The organism is Ruegeria sp. ANG-S4, assembly GCF_000814005.1.
GTDB lineage: Bacteria > Pseudomonadota > Alphaproteobacteria > Rhodobacterales > Rhodobacteraceae > Ruegeria.
Genome location: NZ_JWLK01000004.1, coordinates 385,209 through 403,770, shown reverse-complemented (window position 1 = coordinate 403,770; position 18,562 = coordinate 385,209). Strand labels below are relative to the sequence as shown.

The window sequence follows — 18,562 nt, the reverse complement described above, 5'->3', positions numbered from 1 at the left end:
GACAAGCGGCGGTATTGGTAATCTCTGCCGTCACCCCATCAACCTTTTACGTAAAGCGGGATGCGCTGCGCGAATTCTGACCCATCCATGTCTTTCGCCAACAAGCGTATGTTCCAGTTCCCTTCCCCCAGCGAAGCCGGGGCCGCATACGCGATCCCGTCAAAGGTAAAATCAGGCGAGAAATCCTCTTTCACATGGGTTGCCCGCCCGACGACGGCCTGCAACTCGGAAACCTGAACCGGGGCGCCGGTTTGATCGGTGATATGCAGGATCAACAGCCCGCCTGAAAGCTCGGCCTGAATGTCCCAACCAAGCGCCTGTTGTTCTTTCAGTCGTTCATTGAACTCCTGACTTGCGACATACGAGTTTTTGACCTCAAGCCCCGGAAAGGTCTGCACTGCTTTGTAAGCCAGCAAAAGGTTGACCGCGATAATAACACCGAAGGCCGCGACAAAGATGGCCAAGGCGTGTTTCCCGGTGAATTGCCGTTCTGCCATGTTCAGTCCCCTCGTCCGTTGAACGTCGTATCCTTGTAAGCACGCTCACCGTTTTCGACATCCTCGACCCAAATTCTGACGGAGGTCGAATCCGCACTGGCCGGGCGCGTGTCCTTCGCAGAGAGAATGTAGACGCGCGTCAATTGTGCCGTATCGGCGGCCACGTTTACAACAGTGCCGTCAACGCCTTCGATTTCGATCTGCATCGCCGGATCACCGACAAGAGACAGACGGAAGGGCCGCTCTTCACCGTGTTTATTGCGCAGACGCACATCATAGGTGTTTCGGATTGTTCCGTCTGACATAGTCACGAATGTCGGATTGCGTACCGGGGCCACCGTCAAGTCGATGTCCGAGCGGATGAACAAAGCAAACAGCAGCGCGAAGCCGACCAGTGACCACAATGCAGTGTACATAATTGTGCGCGGTCTCAGGATATGCTTCCACACACTTTTTGGGGGTTTACCCTCGCGCTCGCCGGTCTCATCGCTCAGCGCCATATAGTCGATCAGCCCGCGTGGCTTGCCGATCTTGGCCATCATGTCATCGCAGGCATCAATACAAAGCGCGCAGGTGATACACTCCAATTGCTGCCCATCCCGAATGTCGATGCCGACGGGGCAGACATTGACGCAGGCCATGCAATCGATGCAATCGCCCAGCTCAGAGTCCGCTGTGCGTTTGCCCTTGCCCCGCGGTTCGCCGCGCCACTCGCGGTAGCCGACAACCAGCGTATCTTCATCCATCATTGCAGCCTGAATGCGCGGCCATGGGCAGGCGTAGATACAGATTTGTTCGCGCGCAAATCCACCGAAGAAGAATGTCGTGCCCGTAAGGATCAGCATGGTTGTATAGGCAACCGGGTGTGCATTGCCGGTAACCAGATCGCGCGCCAGCGTTGGCGCATCCGCAAAGTAAAAGACCCAGGCCCCGCCGGTGGCCAGACCTATGAGAAACCAAACCGCCCATTTGGTCACGCGCAGCCGTGCTTTGCGAAAATCCAGCTTCTTTTGTCTGTGCAGGCGCAGCCGGGCGTTCCGATCGCCTTCGATCCAACGTTCCACCAGAATATAAAGATCGGTCCAAACGGTCTGCGGGCAGGCATAGCCGCACCAAACGCGCCCAAGGGCCGAAGTGAACAGAAACAACCCCAAACCCGCCATGATCAGCAGGCCGGCGACAAAATAGAATTCGTGCGGCCAGATTTCGATCCAGAAAAAATAAAAACGTCGGTTTGCCAGATCCAGCAGGACCGCCTGATCGGGCAGGCTTGGGCCGCGGTCCCATCTGATCCAGGGCGTGATGTAGTAGATGCCCAACGTGACAGCCATGATGATCCATTTCAGGTTTCGAAACGGACCTGAAACCCGTCTGGGAAATATCGGCTCCCTGGCAGCGTAAAGGCTTGGGGCGGGGTTGGAATCGCTCACGGGTTGGCTCCGGAATCTGGCTTTTGTTCAGGCGACTTCTTCCAGATCATATACGTAACGACTTTGATTTGGGTCAAAAGCGTATCGTACAGACACCTTTTGTCACACCTGACGCCGCGTTGGCCTGGTCAAAGCGGCAGGATACCTTAGGCCTGCAACGATCAGGCAAGCTGCTGCCACCGGGATCGCCAATAGCAAGGCTTCACACATCTCTGGACCAAAACCAGACTTGGTTCTAATTTCTGAAAATCGACACCGGCTGTTCAGGAAACGCGCGAACAGATGGAACAGCCGGTGCCGCAGCCTTCGGGCGGTATACCGCCCGGAGGTTTCCCGTGACTGTTACTGACCGCCGCCCAACTGGTGAACATAGGCCGTCACAGCGCGGATTTGCGCTTCGGTCAGGCGGTTTTCCCAAGGCGGCATCACACCAAACCGGCTATAGACAACCGTTTCGGTCAAAGCCTCTTCGCTGCCGCCATAAAGCCAGATCGCGTCGGTCAGGTTGGGCGCACCCTGCGTGACATCACCTTTGCCGTCCTCGCCGTGGCAGACCGAGCAATTGTCAGCAAAGACCACCTGGCCCGCTTTTGCGGCTGCGTCATCGGTCTGCGCATTGGTCAGCGACATTACATATTGAACGACCTGAGTGATCTCGTCAGGTTCCAGGATTTCGCCGAAAGCAGGCATCTCGGAATAACGCGCATCATCGCTTTCCTCGTTGCGAATACCATAGGCGACCGAGTACTCGATATCCTCCATCGTGCCGCCCCAAAGCCACGCATCATCCAAAAGATTGGGAAAGCCGGCCGCACCCTGAGCACCCGATCCGTGGCACTGCGCGCACCATGTTCGGAACACGGCACTGCCAGAGTTAACGGCGTATTGCTGCAGTTCCGCATCGTTGGCTATGTCGTTCAGAGGCGTCTCGACCAGTTTGGCGTTCCAGGGTGCGTTGGCCTCCTCAAAGGCAACCATGTCCTCTTGCACCAGTTCCCGCGATGACCAGCCCAGCACACCGGCTGTCGCCGATTGCACCAGCGGCCACGCCGGATACATGATCGTATAGATCACACCCCAGAAAATCGTGGCGTAAAAGGTCCAGAGCCACCACCGCGGCATTGGGTTGTCAAATTCTTCGATGCCGTCCCAGCTGTGGCCCGTTGTATTTGGATCGCCCGGCTGTTTTTCAGGTGTCTTGCTCATTGCCGCGCCTCCTTGGATTCGGCGGGATTGTCGTCGCCCCCATGGGACGATTTGGCGGGGTCCCGCGTGGGTGCAGGCGCATCGGTATGCCGGAAGGGAATATTGGCTGTGTCTTTGTATTCCTTGCTGGCACCAGGGCGGAAAACCCAGATCACGATGCCAATGAAAAAGACAAAGAGAAGCAACAGCATCCAACTATCCGCGAACTGTCGAAGAAGAGTGTATTCTTCCATGAAACCCTCCTCAGCGGCTCGGATCCGGGGTGAAGGTCGAGAAATCGACCAGAGTACCCAGCATCTGCAGATACGCGATGAGCGCATCGGCTTCCGTCAGCTCGGGCTGCCCGTCAAAGTTCCGGATATTGACCTTGTCGCCATAGCGTTCCAGCAGACCGTCGTAGTCGCTGTCCGGATCAGCCTGCGCCCGGAAATCAGCCTGAGCATTTGCAAGCATCTCTTCAGTGTAAGGCGTACCGACCACTGCGTTCGCGGCCATAATGTCGCCGATGTATTCGCCATCCAGTTTGCGGTTTTCGAGGAAGCCGTATTTCGGCATCACGGATTCCGGTACAACCGACTGCGCGTCACGCAGGTGGCGCACATGCCAGTCATCCGAATAACGGCCACCGACGCGGGCAAGGTCAGGCCCGGTCCGCTTGGAGCCCCATTGGAACGGGTGATCATACATCGATTCAGCCGCCAGCGAGTAGTGGCCGTACCGTTCAACCTCGTCCCGCATGGGTCGGATCATCTGGCTGTGGCAGACATAGCAGCCTTCGCGCAGATAGATTTCGCGCCCTGCCATTTCGAGAGGGGTGTAGGGGCGCATACCCTCTACCTTCTCGATGGTGTTCTCAAGATAGAACAACGGTGTGATCTGAACGATGCCCCCGATGGTGACGACCAGAAAGCTGAAGATCAGCAGGAGGGTCGCGTTGGTCTCGAGGATCTTATGTTTGTCGAGAATTGCCATTGCTCCGGCCCTCCCTCTATTCAGCCGGGACCGCGACGGTCAGGCTGGCCTCTTTGGCCGGCGCTTTCCGCACAGTCATCCACAGGTTGTAGCACATGATCACCGAGCCAGCGAGGAACAGGACCCCACCCAGACCGCGAACCACATACATCGGGAACTTGGCGGCCACTGTGTCGGCGAACGAGTTCACCAGGAAGCCGTTGGCATCCACTTCACGCCACATCAGGCCTTCCATGATACCGGTGACCCACATCGACGCGGCGTAGAGCACGATGCCGATGGTGGCGAGCCAGAAGTGCCAGCTGACCATTTGCAGCGAGTAGAGACGCTCGCGCTTCCACAGGACAGGTACCAGGAAGTAAAGAGCGCCGAAGGTGATCATGCCGTTCCAGCCCAGCGCGCCCGAATGCACGTGCCCAATGGTCCAGTCGGTATAGTGGCTGAGGCTGTTCACGGCGCGGATCGACATCATCGGACCCTCGAACGTGGACATGCCGTAGAAACCCACCGAGATCACCATCATGCGGATGATCGGGTCGGTGCGCAGCTTGTCCCAGGCGCCCGACAGGGTCATCAGACCGTTGATCATACCGCCCCAGGACGGCATCCACAGCACGACCGAGAACACCATGCCAAGCGTCGAGGCCCAGTCCGGCAGCGCTGTATAGTGCAGGTGGTGCGGACCCGCCCAGATATACAGGAAGATCAGCGCCCAGAAATGGATGATCGACAGTTTGTAGCTGAAGACCGGACGCTCGGCCTGTTTCGGGATGAAATAGTACATCATGCCCAGGAAGCCTGCGGTCAGGAAGAAGCCCACGGCGTTGTGGCCGTACCACCACTGGATCATGGCGTCTTGTACGCCTGACCAGACGATGACTGATTTCGAGCCCCAGATGCTGACCGGAATGGTCATGTTGTTGACCAAGTGCAGCATGGCAACGGTCACGATAAACGCCAGATAGAACCAGTTCGCCACGTAGATGTGGGGTTCTTTCCGTCTGACGATCGTACCCAGGAATACGGCCAGATAGGCCACCCACACGATGGTCAGCCAAAGGTCAACATACCATTCAGGCTCGGCATATTCCTTGGACTGAGTGCCGCCCAGAATATAGCCCGTCGCGGCCAGCACGATGAACAGTTGATAACCCCAGAATACAAACCACGCCAGATTGCCGCCCCACAAGCGCGCGGCGCTGGTGCGCTGCACCACATAGAAAGACGTCGCAATCAACGCATTGCCTCCAAAGGCAAAAATCACGGCCGAGGTGTGCAGGGGGCGAAGACGCCCGAAATTCAGATAGCCTTGTGCCCATTCGAAATTCAGTCCCGGAAAGGCAAGCTGGAACGCAATGAAGGTCCCCGCCAGAAACCCGACAACACCCCAGAACGCAGTCGCGATGACGCCGTATCGGATCACGTCATCCATGTACTCCGCGGATCGGTCGGTTAGAATATCTGGCTCATCGGTGTTTCTCAGCGTCCAGATGAACAATCCGGCGGCGATGACCATCACCAGAATCGCATGCACCTGATACGCCAAATCCCGTGCGTAATTGGATCCTATGGCGGCAAACAACACCACAAGACCAAGCACGATCAGCTTGATGTAATTCGACATATTGCGTCCCTTTGCCATGCCTCGTGCGATTCTTGTGTCGCACAAAGCCCTTTTTGACTGGCTGCTGTTTTGTCGAACGGCGGCCAATGCTGCTTTGATCTGTGTCAAGACAATAGCCGGTTTTCTGTGACACGCATAAGGAATTGAATATGTTACACGGTTGGGCAGCTCCAATCGTCAAGAATATGAGGCCGACATGGCGTATAAAACTCTGCTCACAGTCATGACCGAAACTGAGAAAGCGAAGGCGGCGCTGGCACAAATGGCGATGCTTGCGGATGCACAGGATGCACATGCCGAAGCTTTGTGTCTGGGCGTCGACCGCAGTCAGACCGGGTATTATTACGCCGGTGCAAACGCCCTGATCCTGCAGGAGACGTTGGCCCGCGCCAATGCCGAAGCCGACGATTTGCTGAGCTTCGCGAAGGATTATTTGGGAAAGTCGGGCGTTCGCTGGTCCGCCGAAAACGGTGTTGCGCAGATTGCGGATATCAACCGCCACGTGGCCCATCGCGCCCGGTTTTCGGACCTAGTCGTTCTGCCCCAACCCTACGGTCAGGATCGTACCGCCGAGGCGGAACCCATAATCGAGGCCGCAATGTTTGACGGCCACGCCCCTGCCCTTGTGGTGCCCGAAGACGTTGAGCCATTCTCGGTCCCTCACACCGTTTTGGTTGGTTGGAACGAAAGCGTCGAGGCGATGCGCGCCATTCGCCGCGCCCTGCCTTTCCTGAAGCAGGCTGAACTTGTGCGGATCGTGGTTATTGATCCACCGCGGCACGGGCCGGATCGGTCCGACCCCGGCGGAATGCTGTCACAGATGTTGTCGCGCCACGGCGTCAAATGCGAAATTGACGTCCTCAGCAAAACCATGACCCGAGTCTCCGATATCCTGAACAGGCACGCAGCAGACACAGAGGCCGATATGATCGTCATGGGTGCTTACGGGCATTCCCGCTTTCGCGAGGCGATTTTGGGCGGTGCAACCCGCAACATGCTGGAACAGGCAACGGTACCGGTTTTTCTGGCCCACTGATCGCGCAGGCAGTTTCGGATCAAATCAGATTGCATTAACCCGAAAGGGCAGTGTTGAGATCGATTACGCTACCCATCGCGTCCGGGTTCACTGGGGTCGCTGGAAAAAAGTGCGATTTTGTTGCCCTGAGGATCGCGCAAGTAGCCAACGTAGAATTGAGGTCCATAAGAGGCGCGGAAACCCGGCGCCCCTTCATCCGAGCCGCCGGCTGCAAGCGCAGCTGCGTGAAGGTCGCGGACCTGCGCTTGATTGCGCGCCTCGAATGCAACCATGGTTCCGTTGCCGACCGAAGCCGATTGTCCGTCAAAGGGTGACTTTACATAGAACTCCGGCGGTTGGTTCGTCTGGTCGGGCTGTGTGGGCAGCGCGTAGCTCAGGTCTCCGTGGTATCTTTCCAATTCGTAACCAAGGGCGGGAAGGAACGCAGAATAAAACCGCTCGGCACGTGCGATGTCATCAACACCAACGGTGACGTAAGCAATCATTCGGTGTTCCCTTTCGAGATTTCCTAATTTGGCGCGAGGTTACACAATTCCAACGTGCCAATACATAGCTTCAGCCAAACGACGTCGCCGAGCTTTCTGAAATACAGAACGCCCGGCATTTGTTAGACGCGATCTGGCGCACCGGGTCTTGGCCAGGTGTTGGCTTTACAAATCAAGCCGGGGTTTGGGTCCATTCAAGGGCAAAGGACTGTCAGGTTGAACGTGGTAACTGCGCGGCCTCAGGCCTTACGCTTTGCGCACGAGCCCGATCAGGAACAACAAGATCACTGCCCCCACCGTTGCAAAGAAAATTGACGAAAACAGTCCACCGCCAACCGCAAACCCAAGCGCTGGAAAGATCGTGCCGGACAAAAATGCACCGACGACCCCGACGATGATATTGCCGATCAGGCCAAATCCCCGGCCTTCCATGATTTTGCCAGACAGCCAACCCGCGATTGCGCCAATGAACAGCATGGCAAGGATGCTTGAAAATTCCATTGTTCCCTCCTGATCGCTAATCGGTCACTGCTCAGACCAGAAAACCGCCATCGGTATCATCGCCCGCCTCTTCCATCAGACGGCCCATATCGGGGATGGTGACATGCCGCTTGCCTTCCAGCGTGATGACACCGTCCCTTTTCAGAGCCGAGATTTGGCGGCTGACCGTTTCCAGTGTCAGCCCCAGATAATCTGCCATTGCCTCACGCGTCAGCGGCAGATCGAACACAATTGGTCCGGCCATCCCGGCCTTGTTGATAGAGGCATCGCGACGCGCAATGATCGACAACAGACTGGCAATTTTTTCCCGCGCGGTTTTGCGTCCCAAAACCAGCATCCATTCCCGCGCGGCGTCCAACTCGTCCAGTGTCATCTGCAACAGCCGGTGCGCGATATGCGGTGTCGTTGCCATCAGTTGTTCAAACGGTTTTTTTCGAAAACAACACATCACCAGATCGGTGGTTGCTTGAACATCGTAGGGGGCTACTTCGCGCCCAGGGCGACCGACAAAATCACTGGGCAGCAACAGGCCGACCATTTGGGTGCGCCCGTCCTCCATCGTTTGTGTCAGGGACGCGATTCCAGATACGACCGAACCGACAAAACTCATTTGATCGCCGGACCAGATAAGGGTCTGACCTGCCTCGAAGCTGCGGTAATATTTGATCTCTTCCAGCTGTTCGAGTTCATCTTTCTCGCAATGCGCACAGACTGCCCGGTGCCTGATCGGGCAATCGTCACAGTTTGAGTGCTCATACAGTGCTTTGAGTGTCATCCGCCTGTCCATTTGATCTCGGTCAAGGTTTCCGAGCGTCCCCCGGTATAGCCGTATCGATATGATAGCAAAACAGCAATTGGCACAGCTTGGACTATTTGACGCGAAAGTCCCGCGTTACACAAGCTATCCAACCGCCCCCCATTTCAGCAATGACGTGGGGTCAGATGTATTCGGTGACTGGATTTCCGGCATCGCGCCGGGCAGCGCGGTTTCGCTTTATGTCCATGTGCCCTTCTGTCGAAGACTATGCTGGTTTTGCGCCTGTCGCACCCAAGGGACGCAGACCGACAACCCGGTCGTTGCCTATGTGGATGTCCTGAAGGCCGAGCTGGACCTGCTGGCGGACCGCCTGCCGGAGGGCGTGACACTGTCGCGCCTGCATTGGGGCGGCGGCACGCCGACGCTGCTGAACCCACAACTGATGCGGGATCTGGCAACCCGTATCTTTGAGACGGTGCCCTTGGGCCGCGACGCTGAATTTTCGGTCGAGATTGATCCGAACGAAGTGGACGAGGCGCGTTTGGATGTGCTGGCCGAGGCCGGAATGAACCGCGCCTCAATAGGGGTTCAGGACTTCGACAGCGACATTCAAAAGACCATCGGTCGAATTCAAAGCTATGACACGACCCGCGACGCTGTCGAAATGATCCGTGCGCGTGGGATTGCCAGTCTGAACGCCGATATTCTCTATGGCTTGCCGCACCAAACACGTTCCCGGATGACGGAAAGCGTTCAAAAACTGCTGTCGCTGTCACCGGATCGCGTCGCACTATACGGCTATGCCCACGTGCCCTGGATGGCAAAGCGGCAGCAGATGATCCCCTCGGACGTGTTGCCCACGCCCGAGCAACGCTTGACGCTGTTCGAGACCGCGCGACGGCTGTTCATGTGGGACAACTATGCTGAAATCGGCATTGATCACTTTGCAACTCAGAACGACGGGTTGACCCATGCGCAGCGCACCGGTCGTTTGAAGCGGAACTTTCAGGGCTATACTGACGATCAGGCCCCGGTTCTGATTGGCCTGGGGGCCAGCTCGATCTCGCGTTTCCCGCAGGGCTATGCGCAAAACGCACCCGCGACATCGGCCCACACCAAGGCGATCAGGGACGGGCATTTTTCTACGGCGCGTGGGCATCTCTTCAAAGATCAGGACATACTACGCGCCCGATTGATCGAGGCGCTGATGTGCGACTTTCGTATCAGTTCCGCCGAGATTTTGCGGGATCACGCGATCTCATCAAGCGACCTGCGCCGCATGTTCGATGCCGCCAATCTTGCTTTCGACGGGCTGCTGCACGTCAGCGACGACGGTTTGTTCATCCCGCCCGAGGCCCGCGCCCTGACCCGGATGATTGCGCGCAGCTTTGACGCCTACGACCTCAGCAAGGCCGGCCACAGTTCGGCAATCTGAGCGCCCTTTCGCATTGCCCGGCACAGGGGCTTGACGGGGACCCGCCGTTTTTTCCAAACTCGAAGGGTGAGCTGGCATCGCCGCTCATGGCCTGAGGCAGGCTAACTTGCAGACAATCCTCTCCGACGCCACGGCGTTGGGCAGCCCCTTTCGCGCAGCCAATTGCAACCTGAAAGAGGGACAGCACTCATGCGCGTTTTCACCGTCCTTGGCCCGACCCAATCGGGCAAATCCACTCTGGTCGAGGCTATCAGCCGCCTCGACGGGCGGCCCACCACATTCGATGTTTCCGGAACCGTGCATTTGCACGGTTTTTCTTACTTGGACGAGCCCTGGTGCGCGATCGACGTAGACGGAGGAGGCGACGCGCTGGCCTACGTTGGACCAGCTATGGCCATTTCGGATGCCGCAGTCGTCGTTGTTCCACCGGACCCGGACGCGGCGGTCTTGTGTGCGCCCTACCTGCGATTGGTGGAAGAGGCCGGAATTCCCTGTTTCCTGTTTATTAATCGTATGGACAATCCTAACGGGCGCATCCGTGACATTATCGCGGCGCTACAAACCTATTGTTCGCATCACATCGCGCTGCGACAGGTCCCGATCCGCGAAGGCGATACGATCATTGGTGCGGTCGACCTGATCTCGGAACGAGCATGGAAGTACCAGGAAGGCCAGCCTTCGGCTCTGATCGAGCTGCCCAAGTCGGTGGAAGACCGTGAACAAGAAGCCCGGACCGAGCTTTTGGAGACGCTTTCGGACTTTGACGACCACCTGCTTGAACAGCTGATCGAGGACAAACAGCCCCCCAGCGCAGAGGTTTACGACCTTGCCGCGCAAGTGTTGCAGAACCATCAACTGATCCCGGCCTGCCTGGGCGCGGCCTGCCACGGCAACGGACTGACACGGCTGATGAAAGCGCTGCGCCACGAAGCGCCGGAATTCGACATTGCCGCTGGGCGGGATGAGGCCGAAGGAAACGCTCGCGCCATAGCCGGATTTGCAGATGTGAAAAAGCATATCGGCAAGATCATCGTGCTGCGGGGTTTGGGCGATGGCATCAAAGCGCATGAATTGCTGGGGGGCGAGACCGTCGGCAACCTGACCGGATTGGATGCCAAGACCCAGATCGCCGAGTTGCAGGCGGGTCAGATCGGGCTGGCGGTAAAGTCCGACCATTTGAACCCCGGCAACATCTATGACAGCAACAAGGCGACGCCACTGCCGGAATGGGCCTCTTCGCATCCTGTTGCACATCGTCAGATCGTCTCACCAGCCCATGAACGCGACGACGTGCGGCTGTCCAACGCACTAAGCCGGATGGGTGAGATCGACCCGGGGCTGCATCTGGCACAGGATGAGTTGAGCGGGCATGCGATCCTGGGATCGCAGGGTCCGCAACATATGCGACGGGTCACCGCGAAACTGGCCGAGGATTTCGGGATCGAAATCGTGGCCGACCCCGTTGAGACCGCTTATCGCGAAACCATCCGCGCGCCCGTTGAACATCGCCACCGCCATCGCAAGCAATCCGGCGGTGCAGGACAGTTTGCCGATGTCGTCATTTCGGTCGCGCCGATGCCGCGCGGGTCCGGTTTTCAGTTCGAGGAAGTCGTAAAAGGCGGCGCGGTTCCCAAGAACTATATCCCGTCGGTCGAACACGGCGCCAAGGACGCGCTGGCACAAGGGCCCGAGGGCTTTCCCGTCGTTGACGTCAAAGTCACGCTGAGCGATGGCAAGCATCACAACGTCGACAGTTCGGACTTTGCCTTCCGCACAGCGGGCAAGAACGCTGTACGCGAGGCCCTGCCGCAAGCAAAACCCGTGGTTCTGCAACCGATCCTGAGCGCCGAGATCCATCTGCCTTCGGACTTCGTTGGTGATCTGGTGCCCACGATCAGCTCGCTTCAGGGTCAGGTGCTGGGATTTGAAGGCAACCCGAACGCCTCGGGCTGGGAGATCTTCAATGCTCAGTTGCCCGCTGTTGCCGAAGACGAGTTGCATCGCAGCCTTGCAAGCGCCACACGCGGCACCGGCTGGGTCAAGTTGAGCTTCGATCACTATGAAGAACTACGTGGACCGGTGCCAAAGGCCGCCGCCAAGGAAAGCGCAAACGCCTGATAAATCAGCGCGGGCTTGGGTCAGCCCGCTGCCGCAATCAATTCGCGGGTGTAGTCGGTCTGGGCGTTTTCGAACAGGTCCTCGGCCGATCCCATTTCGACCACGTCACCGTTGCGCATGACGATAACGTTGTGCGACATCGCGCGGACGACCTTGAGGTCGTGACTGATGAACAGATAGGCCAGCCCGTATTTGCGCTGGAGATCGCGCAACAGATCAACAATTTGCACCTGCACGGTCATATCCAGCGCACTGGTCGGCTCGTCCAGAACCAACAGCTTAGGTCGCAGAACCATGGCACGCGCAATGGCGATGCGTTGTCGTTGACCGCCCGAAAATTCGTGGGGATAGCGATCCATCGCAGCGGGATCCAAACCCACCTCTGTCATGACCTCAGCTACCAATTCGCGCGGTGCGCGATGTGGGTCGACCTTGTGGATGGCCAAGCCTTCAGCAATGATTTGCATACAGGTCATACGCGGGCTGAGGCTGCCGAACGGGTCCTGAAACACGATCTGCATGTCCTTGCGCAGTCGCCGCAGCTCGCGCGTGGACCAGCGCCGCACATCCTGATCGCGGAAGGTGATCCCACCCTCGGACGCGATCAATCGCATGATGGCCAGCGCGAGCGTGGTTTTACCTGAGCCGCTTTCGCCGACAATGCCCAGCGTTTCCCCCGCGCGAACGCTCAGCGTCGCATCGTTGACTGCCTTCACGTAACCGACTGTCCGTTTCAGGAACCCCCGCTGGATCGGAAACCAAACCTTCAGATGTTCCGTACGCGCAACCTCTTCCGCGTTTTCACCCACCGGATCAGGTTCACCCGAAGGTTCCGCAGCAAGCAGCTTTCGCGTGTAAGGATGCTGTGGGGTGTCGAAAATCTCGGACGTGACACCGGTTTCGACAATCTCTCCGTCTTTCATGACGCAGACGCGATCTGCAATTCTGCGGACAATACCCAAGTCATGGGTGATGAAAAGCATCCCCATGTTTTCCGATTTCTGAAGCTCTGCCAGCAAGTCAAGGATCTGGGCTTGGATAGTCACGTCCAATGCCGTGGTGGGTTCGTCCGCAATCAATATGTCGGGCTTGTTCGCCAATGCCATCGCGATCATGACCCGCTGCCGTTGGCCGCCTGACAATTGGTGCGGATAGCTGTCCAACCGCTCTTCTGGGTCGCGGATACCGACTTTGGTCAGCAACTCGATGATCCGATCCTTTGCTGCATCGCCGCTCAAGCCTTGGTGCAACGCCAGCGACTCGGCCATCTGTTTCTGGATCGTGTGCAACGGGTTGAGTGAGGTCATTGGTTCCTGAAAGATGAAGCTGATATCGTTGCCCCGAGCATCCATCAGCTTGTCTTCGGACGCCCCGATCATCTCGTCGCCGTCATAGGTGACTGACCCTTCGACAATTGCGCTGTCGCCCAACAGGGACACCGTCGACAAAGCCGTCACCGATTTTCCGGACCCGGATTCGCCCACAAGGGCGACCGTCTCGCCACGATCGACCGTAAAGGACACGCCCTTGACCGCGGCGCTGACCCGACCGTCCTGCTTGAACGAAACCTTGAGATTGTTCACATCCAGCAGGCTCATGAAAAGGTCTTTCTGGGATCAAACGCATCGCGAACGCCTTCGAAGATGAAGACCAGCAATGACAGCATGATGGCAAAGGTGAAGAACGCCGTGAACGCCAGCCAGGGGGCCTGAAGGTTCTGTTTCGCCTGCAGGGTCAACTCGCCCAGCGATGGGGCTGAGGATGGCAGGCCAAAACCAAGAAAGTCCAGCGACGCCAGCCCGCCGATGGTCCCGGTCACGATAAATGGCATAAAGGTCAGCGTCGCGACCATTGCATTGGGCAGCATGTGGCGGAACATGATGGTCATGTTGCCGACGCCCAAGGCCCGGGCTGCACGGACATATTCCAGATTGCGCGCGCGCAGGAATTCAGCCCGAACCACACCTACAAGTCCCGTCCAGCCAAACAGGATCATCAACGCAACAAGCAGCCAGAAACTTCGCCCCAGGATCGCGAACATAATGATGATGACATACAGCGACGGCGTCGCCGACCAGATTTCGATCACGCGTTGGAAAATCAGATCCAGCCAGCCGCCAAAAAAGCCCTGAATCGCACCTGCGAAGATGCCAATCAGACTGGCCGCGCCGGTCACGATCAGCGTGAACAGGATCGAAAGGCGAAAGCCGTAGATGACGCGGGCCAGAACATCGCGTTTGGTGTCGTCGGTGCCCAGCAGGTTCTGGCCGTTCGGCGGCAACGGTGCTGCGCCGGGGCGGTCGACACTGGTGTTGAAGGAATAGGGGATCAGCGGCCAGATGGCCCATCCGCGTTCAAACCCGTCGGCCTCAAACGTACCCGCCTTGATCTCATCAATAATGCCTTCGGGGTCGTCAAAACACTGATCCAGACCGCCGCTGTCGATCAGGCACATGACCTCGGGGTCGCGATAGATCGCCTCGGTCTGGAAATCGCCGCCAAACTCTGTCTCGGCATAAAAGTTGAAGACCGGCGTGTAGAACTCGCCGCGGTATTTCACGAGGATCGGTTTGTCATTGGCGATGAACTCGGCGAACAGCGAAACACCGAACAGGACCGAAAAGATCAGAAGCGACCAATACGCCCGGCCATTGCGGCGGAAATTGCGCCAGCGGCGCTGATTGAGAGGGGAAAGTGCCATTTACCCCTCCCGCTTTTCGAAATCGATGCGTGGGTCGACCAGCACATACATCAGGTCGCTGATGATGCCGACGACCAGCCCCATCAGGCCAAAGATGAACAGCGTTCCGAAGATCACCGGATAGTCGCGCGCCACGGCAGCCTCGAAACCCAATCGACCGAGACCGTCCAGCGAGAAGATGGTTTCAATGATGATCGAGCCGCCAAAGAACACGCCGATGAACACCGCCGGAAAACCCGCGATCACGATCAGCATCGCGTTGCGGAAGACATGGCCATAAAGAACCTTGCCCTCGCTCAGACCTTTGGCGCGGGCGGTCATGACATATTGCTTTTTGATCTCATCCAGAAACGAGTTCTTGGTGAGCAGCGTCAAGGTTGCAAAAGCCGAGATGGTCAGCGCGATGATCGGCAAAGTGATATGCCAGAAATAATCCGCTATCTTGCCCATCAGGCTGAGGCTGTCCCAATTGTCGGAGGTCAGACCGCGCAGCGGGAAAATCTGCCAGTACGAGCCCCCGGCAAACAGCACCAGCAACAGGATTGCGAACAGAAATCCGGGAATGGCATAGGCCACGATGATCGTGCCGCTGGTCCAGGTATCGAAGGTCGAACCATCCTTGACCGCCTTGCGAATGCCCAGCGGGATCGACACGAGATAGGCGATCAGGGTGGACCACAGACCCAACGAAATCGACACGGGCATCTTTTCCAGTACCAGATCAATCACGCTGATCGAGCGGAAATAGCTCTCACCAAAATCCAGCGTCAGGTAATTGCCCATCATCCCCAAGAACCGCTCAAGCGGCGGTTTGTCGAAGCCGAATTCCTTTTCCAGTTCCGCGATAAACTCGGGCGGCAGGCCACGCGCACCCACATATTTGTCGTCAAAAACACCGCCGCCGGGTTCAGCCCCTGCCCCGGCATCGCCGCTGCCGGCAAAACCGGCAAACACGTCGCCCTGGCCTTCGATCTGCGCGATGATCTGTTCGATCGGACCGCCTGGCACAAACTGCACAAGCGTAAAGTTCACGACCATGATGCCCAGCAAGGTCGGAATGACCAGCAACAGGCGTCTTAGGATATAGGCGCCCATATTATCGCAGCGCGCCTTTTGCTTTCAAAGCAGCTTCTTTTTCCGGATTGATCCACCACAAGTCCAGATAACCCAGATTGAAGGGCGGCAGGTTTTCCGGGTATTCGTACATGTCGTAATATGACGTCCAATAATCTGCGATGTATCCAACCGGGATCACAAAGAACTCGTACCGCAATGCGCGATCAAGCGCCATCAGGGCGGTATCTTGATCCGCCTGATTGTCGGTCTCGAATGACGCTTCGATGATGGCATCTACAAGGGGACTGGCCAGACCCGCCGGGTTGAACAGGCTGAACGCAGCTTCTTCGGACCCGTACATCTGGCTCAGACCGCCACCGGTAGACAGGAACGAGCCATAGCGTGTCGAGTACACCATGTCGTAGTCCCGCTCGCGACTGCGCAATGTGTATTGTGCCGGGTCCACCTTTTCAGCCGAGGCATCGACGCCGATAGACTGCAGGTTCTGCACATAGGTCTCGATCATCGTCGCGGTCGACGTTGGAAGGTTGGACGGGTACGGGATATTGACCTTGAGCGTCTGACCTTCGGCATTGCGGCGCAGATTGCCCTCTCCTACGGGCCACCCTGCTTCGTCCAGAGCCTTTGAAGCCTGACGCAGATTGCGCCGATCGTTCAGCCGCGCTGGGTTTGACTCGTGCACTAACACGGCCTCTTCGGTGAGCAATTCGGGTGGAACCACATCCCCCAGACCTTCCAGAAAGGTCAGTTCGTTCCCCTGCGGCAAACCCTTTGCCTCAAGTGGCGTTCCCTGAATAAAGGAACTGCGTGGCGAGTTCAGGCCGAACAGCAACGACTCGTTGGCCCATTCGAAATTGAAGGCAAGCGCCAGAGCCTTGCGGACGTTCTTGTCGGCGAATTGCGGTTTGCCAAGGTTGAATACAAAGCCCGACGGGGTCGGCGGGCTGCGATCGGGAATTTCGTCGCGGACAACAGTGCCCTCTGTCAGCTTTGGAAAGTCGTAGGCCGACGCCCACAGCTTGGGGTCGTTTTCGATTCGGATCGTGTATTCGCCCGCTTTGAAACCCTCGAACGCGGCAGTCTGATCGGCGAAATACTCGACCCTTATGGTGTCGAAATTGTTCTTCCCGACGTTGAAAGGCAGGTCTTCACCCCAATAGTCATCGCGACGCTTGTAGACGATCCGGCGGTTGATGTCGTAGCTGTCCAGTTTGTAGGGACCCGATCCAACCGCGACCTCCAACCTTGGCTCGTCCAAACGCCGGGACTCGTCGGCCTCAAACCAAGCCTTTGAAAATACCGGTGTCGCACCAACAGTTTCGATCAGGCTGCGTCGGGTGACCTCTGGGTTGAAGGTGAATTTCACCGTGTGATCATCCAACGCCTCGGCACCGGTAACCATTCGACCAACGGCTTGGGCGTAGGACGGTAACCCCTGCTCAATGAACAGCCTGTGACTGTAAACAACATCTTCGGCAGTCACCGGCGTGCCATCCCAGAACATCGCCTCGGGTCGCAAATGAAAAATGACAAAGTTCCGCCCTTCGTCGTATTCCAAACTCTCGGCGAGGACACCGTAATACTGACCAACGCTGTCATCGGTGCTTTCGAACAAGCGGTCATATTGAATTGTCGTCAGGGCACCGGGGCGGCCTTTGCGGGAATACGGATTGAGCGAATCGAATGTGCCTGAGGCGGCCAAGGACAGCTCGCCGCCCTTTGGGGCGTCTGGGTTTACGTAGTTCAGGTGAGGATAGTCTGCCGGGTAATCGAGATTGCCGAAATATGAATACCCATGGCTTCGGATCAGATTGTCTTCGGTCGCTGCCGCAGCGCCGTTCCAGAAAACTGCCGCTGAAATTCCCAAAACCGCCGCCAAAGGCCGAAAACTCGAAACGCGTGCTGCGGTCAAACAGGAAATCATAAGGCTCATCCTCTGCGTTCTGTCACGGTTCATATGTTGTTCATGCTAGCTAAAGGTCCAGCACTGTCAGTTGCAAGTTTAGAATGCGTGAGCGCAATGTGAAGATTACCTCAGACAAAAAATAAGGCCGCAACGGGACGTCGCGGCCTTGGAAACTTGCATTTTGAGCAGCAGATCAGTTGCCGATTGTCTGCAAATACGCAATCAGGTCAGCGCGTTCTTCTGGCTTTCTCAGGCCAGCGAAGCTCATGGATGTGCCCGAAATATAAGCGCTTGGGCGTTCGAGGAAGGCATCCAGCGCCTCGGGTGTCCAGTTGCCGCCGTGTGCTTGCATCGCCGCAGAGTATCCGGTGAACCCTTTTGCCGATGCAACGGGGCGGTCAACAATCGCGTACAGATAAGGGCCGGTACCGTTCGCGCCATCCTCGAGTTTGTGACACGCGGTGCACTTACGGAATACCCGCGCGCCTTTCTCCGGATCGGCTGCGGCCAGCAGTTCTTCGAAGACAACCTCTTCGCCGTCGGCGCTTTCGCCCGAGCTTTCGGTTTCGATGATATAGGCCGCTTCGGCGCTGTGGCCGCCAACGTGATACAGGATGTCACCACCCCATTTAGCCAGAAGAAGCACCAGGAAGGTTCCAAACAGGCCAGCGGCGGCCTTGGTAACTGTCATCGTGTCGAACATTTTGATCGCGATCCATTTCAGCTGTCTGCGGGGTGTCTAAGGCTTCCCCTCGCAAGAGGCAAGGTATAGACACCGCGACGAAACGCCCAATGCGGGAACTTGTTGCATGGAATC

General features: G+C 57.4%; 17 protein-coding genes. 3 read left to right on the top strand and 14 right to left on the bottom strand.

Annotated elements, in window-relative coordinates; all coding sequences use genetic code 11:
* Positions 1-38: 38 nt before the first annotated feature.
* From RA28_RS12785 to ccoN, 6 genes are all read right to left on the bottom strand, one after another.
* Complete coding sequence (locus tag RA28_RS12785; RefSeq protein WP_039529193.1) at positions 39-497, bottom strand: FixH family protein; 459 nt, start codon at positions 495-497, stop codon at positions 39-41.
* A 2-nt stretch (positions 498-499) separates the two neighbouring features.
* Complete coding sequence (gene ccoG, locus RA28_RS12780) at positions 500-1,927, bottom strand: cytochrome c oxidase accessory protein CcoG (protein WP_039529191.1); 1,428 nt, start codon at positions 1,925-1,927, stop codon at positions 500-502.
* A gap of 342 nt (positions 1,928-2,269) precedes the next feature.
* Positions 2,270-3,133, bottom strand: a complete 864-nt coding sequence (ccoP, locus tag RA28_RS12775; protein ID WP_039529187.1) for a cytochrome-c oxidase, cbb3-type subunit III — start codon at positions 3,131-3,133, stop codon at positions 2,270-2,272.
* Positions 3,130-3,366, bottom strand: coding sequence for a CcoQ/FixQ family Cbb3-type cytochrome c oxidase assembly chaperone (locus RA28_RS12770; protein WP_039529184.1), 237 nt, complete (start codon positions 3,364-3,366; stop codon positions 3,130-3,132). Before RA28_RS12770 ends, ccoP begins: the two co-directional genes overlap by 4 nt.
* 10 nt (positions 3,367-3,376) lie before the next feature.
* A complete protein-coding gene (ccoO, locus tag RA28_RS12765; RefSeq protein ID WP_039529180.1) occupies positions 3,377-4,105 on the bottom strand; it encodes a cytochrome-c oxidase, cbb3-type subunit II in 729 nt (242 codons plus the stop codon).
* 16 nt (positions 4,106-4,121) lie between these two features.
* Positions 4,122-5,729 carry a cytochrome-c oxidase, cbb3-type subunit I gene (ccoN, locus tag RA28_RS12760; RefSeq protein ID WP_039529496.1) on the bottom strand — a complete coding sequence of 536 codons (1,608 nt, stop codon included), beginning with the start codon at positions 5,727-5,729 and terminating at the stop codon, positions 4,122-4,124.
* A gap of 196 nt (positions 5,730-5,925) precedes the next feature.
* On the opposite strand from ccoN, the gene RA28_RS12755 reads away from it, so the two are divergent.
* Positions 5,926-6,765, top strand: coding sequence for a universal stress protein (locus RA28_RS12755; RefSeq protein WP_039529493.1), 840 nt, complete (start codon positions 5,926-5,928; stop codon positions 6,763-6,765).
* Between the two features lie 68 nt (positions 6,766-6,833).
* Here the strand turns inward: RA28_RS12755 and RA28_RS12750 are convergent, their stop codons facing one another.
* The 3 genes from RA28_RS12750 to fnrL all read right to left on the bottom strand — a co-directional run bounded on the left by RA28_RS12750 (position 6,834) and on the right by fnrL (position 8,526).
* Positions 6,834-7,250 (bottom strand): VOC family protein, encoded by a 417-nt coding sequence (locus tag RA28_RS12750; protein ID WP_039529177.1) that lies wholly within the window; start codon positions 7,248-7,250, stop codon positions 6,834-6,836.
* 246 nt (positions 7,251-7,496) lie between these two features.
* Positions 7,497-7,751 (bottom strand): GlsB/YeaQ/YmgE family stress response membrane protein, encoded by a 255-nt coding sequence (locus RA28_RS12745; protein WP_039529174.1) that lies wholly within the window; start codon positions 7,749-7,751, stop codon positions 7,497-7,499.
* Positions 7,752-7,782: 31 nt separating this feature from the next.
* Positions 7,783-8,526 (bottom strand): transcriptional regulator FnrL, encoded by a 744-nt coding sequence (fnrL, locus tag RA28_RS12740; RefSeq protein ID WP_039529490.1) that lies wholly within the window; start codon positions 8,524-8,526, stop codon positions 7,783-7,785.
* Positions 8,527-8,587: 61 nt separating this feature from the next.
* Between fnrL and hemN the strand changes: the two genes are divergently transcribed.
* Both hemN and RA28_RS12730 read left to right on the top strand, forming a co-directional pair.
* Positions 8,588-9,943 carry an oxygen-independent coproporphyrinogen III oxidase gene (gene hemN, locus RA28_RS12735; RefSeq protein ID WP_039529171.1) on the top strand — a complete coding sequence of 452 codons (1,356 nt, stop codon included), beginning with the start codon at positions 8,588-8,590 and terminating at the stop codon, positions 9,941-9,943.
* Between the two features lie 189 nt (positions 9,944-10,132).
* On the top strand, positions 10,133-12,061 hold the full coding sequence (locus tag RA28_RS12730; protein WP_039529169.1) for an elongation factor G: 1,929 nt from the start codon (positions 10,133-10,135) through the stop codon (positions 12,059-12,061).
* A gap of 20 nt (positions 12,062-12,081) precedes the next feature.
* Here the strand turns inward: RA28_RS12730 and RA28_RS12725 are convergent, their stop codons facing one another.
* The 5 genes from RA28_RS12725 to RA28_RS12705 all read right to left on the bottom strand — a co-directional run bounded on the left by RA28_RS12725 (position 12,082) and on the right by RA28_RS12705 (position 18,448).
* Positions 12,082-13,659, bottom strand: a complete 1,578-nt coding sequence (locus tag RA28_RS12725) for an ABC transporter ATP-binding protein (RefSeq protein ID WP_039529167.1) — start codon at positions 13,657-13,659, stop codon at positions 12,082-12,084.
* Positions 13,656-14,762 (bottom strand): ABC transporter permease, encoded by a 1,107-nt coding sequence (locus RA28_RS12720; RefSeq protein WP_039529165.1) that lies wholly within the window; start codon positions 14,760-14,762, stop codon positions 13,656-13,658. The genes RA28_RS12725 and RA28_RS12720 overlap by 4 nt, the downstream gene beginning before the upstream one ends.
* The gene (locus RA28_RS12715) at positions 14,763-15,857 is read right to left on the bottom strand and encodes a microcin C ABC transporter permease YejB (protein ID WP_039529163.1); all 1,095 of its coding nucleotides are present in this window, start codon (positions 15,855-15,857) and stop codon (positions 14,763-14,765) included.
* 1 nt (position 15,858) lies between these two features.
* Positions 15,859-17,772 (bottom strand): extracellular solute-binding protein, encoded by a 1,914-nt coding sequence (locus tag RA28_RS12710; RefSeq protein WP_241481127.1) that lies wholly within the window; start codon positions 17,770-17,772, stop codon positions 15,859-15,861.
* A 166-nt stretch (positions 17,773-17,938) separates the two neighbouring features.
* On the bottom strand, positions 17,939-18,448 hold the full coding sequence (locus tag RA28_RS12705; RefSeq protein ID WP_039529157.1) for a c-type cytochrome: 510 nt from the start codon (positions 18,446-18,448) through the stop codon (positions 17,939-17,941).
* Between the last annotated feature and the right edge of the window lie 114 nt (positions 18,449-18,562).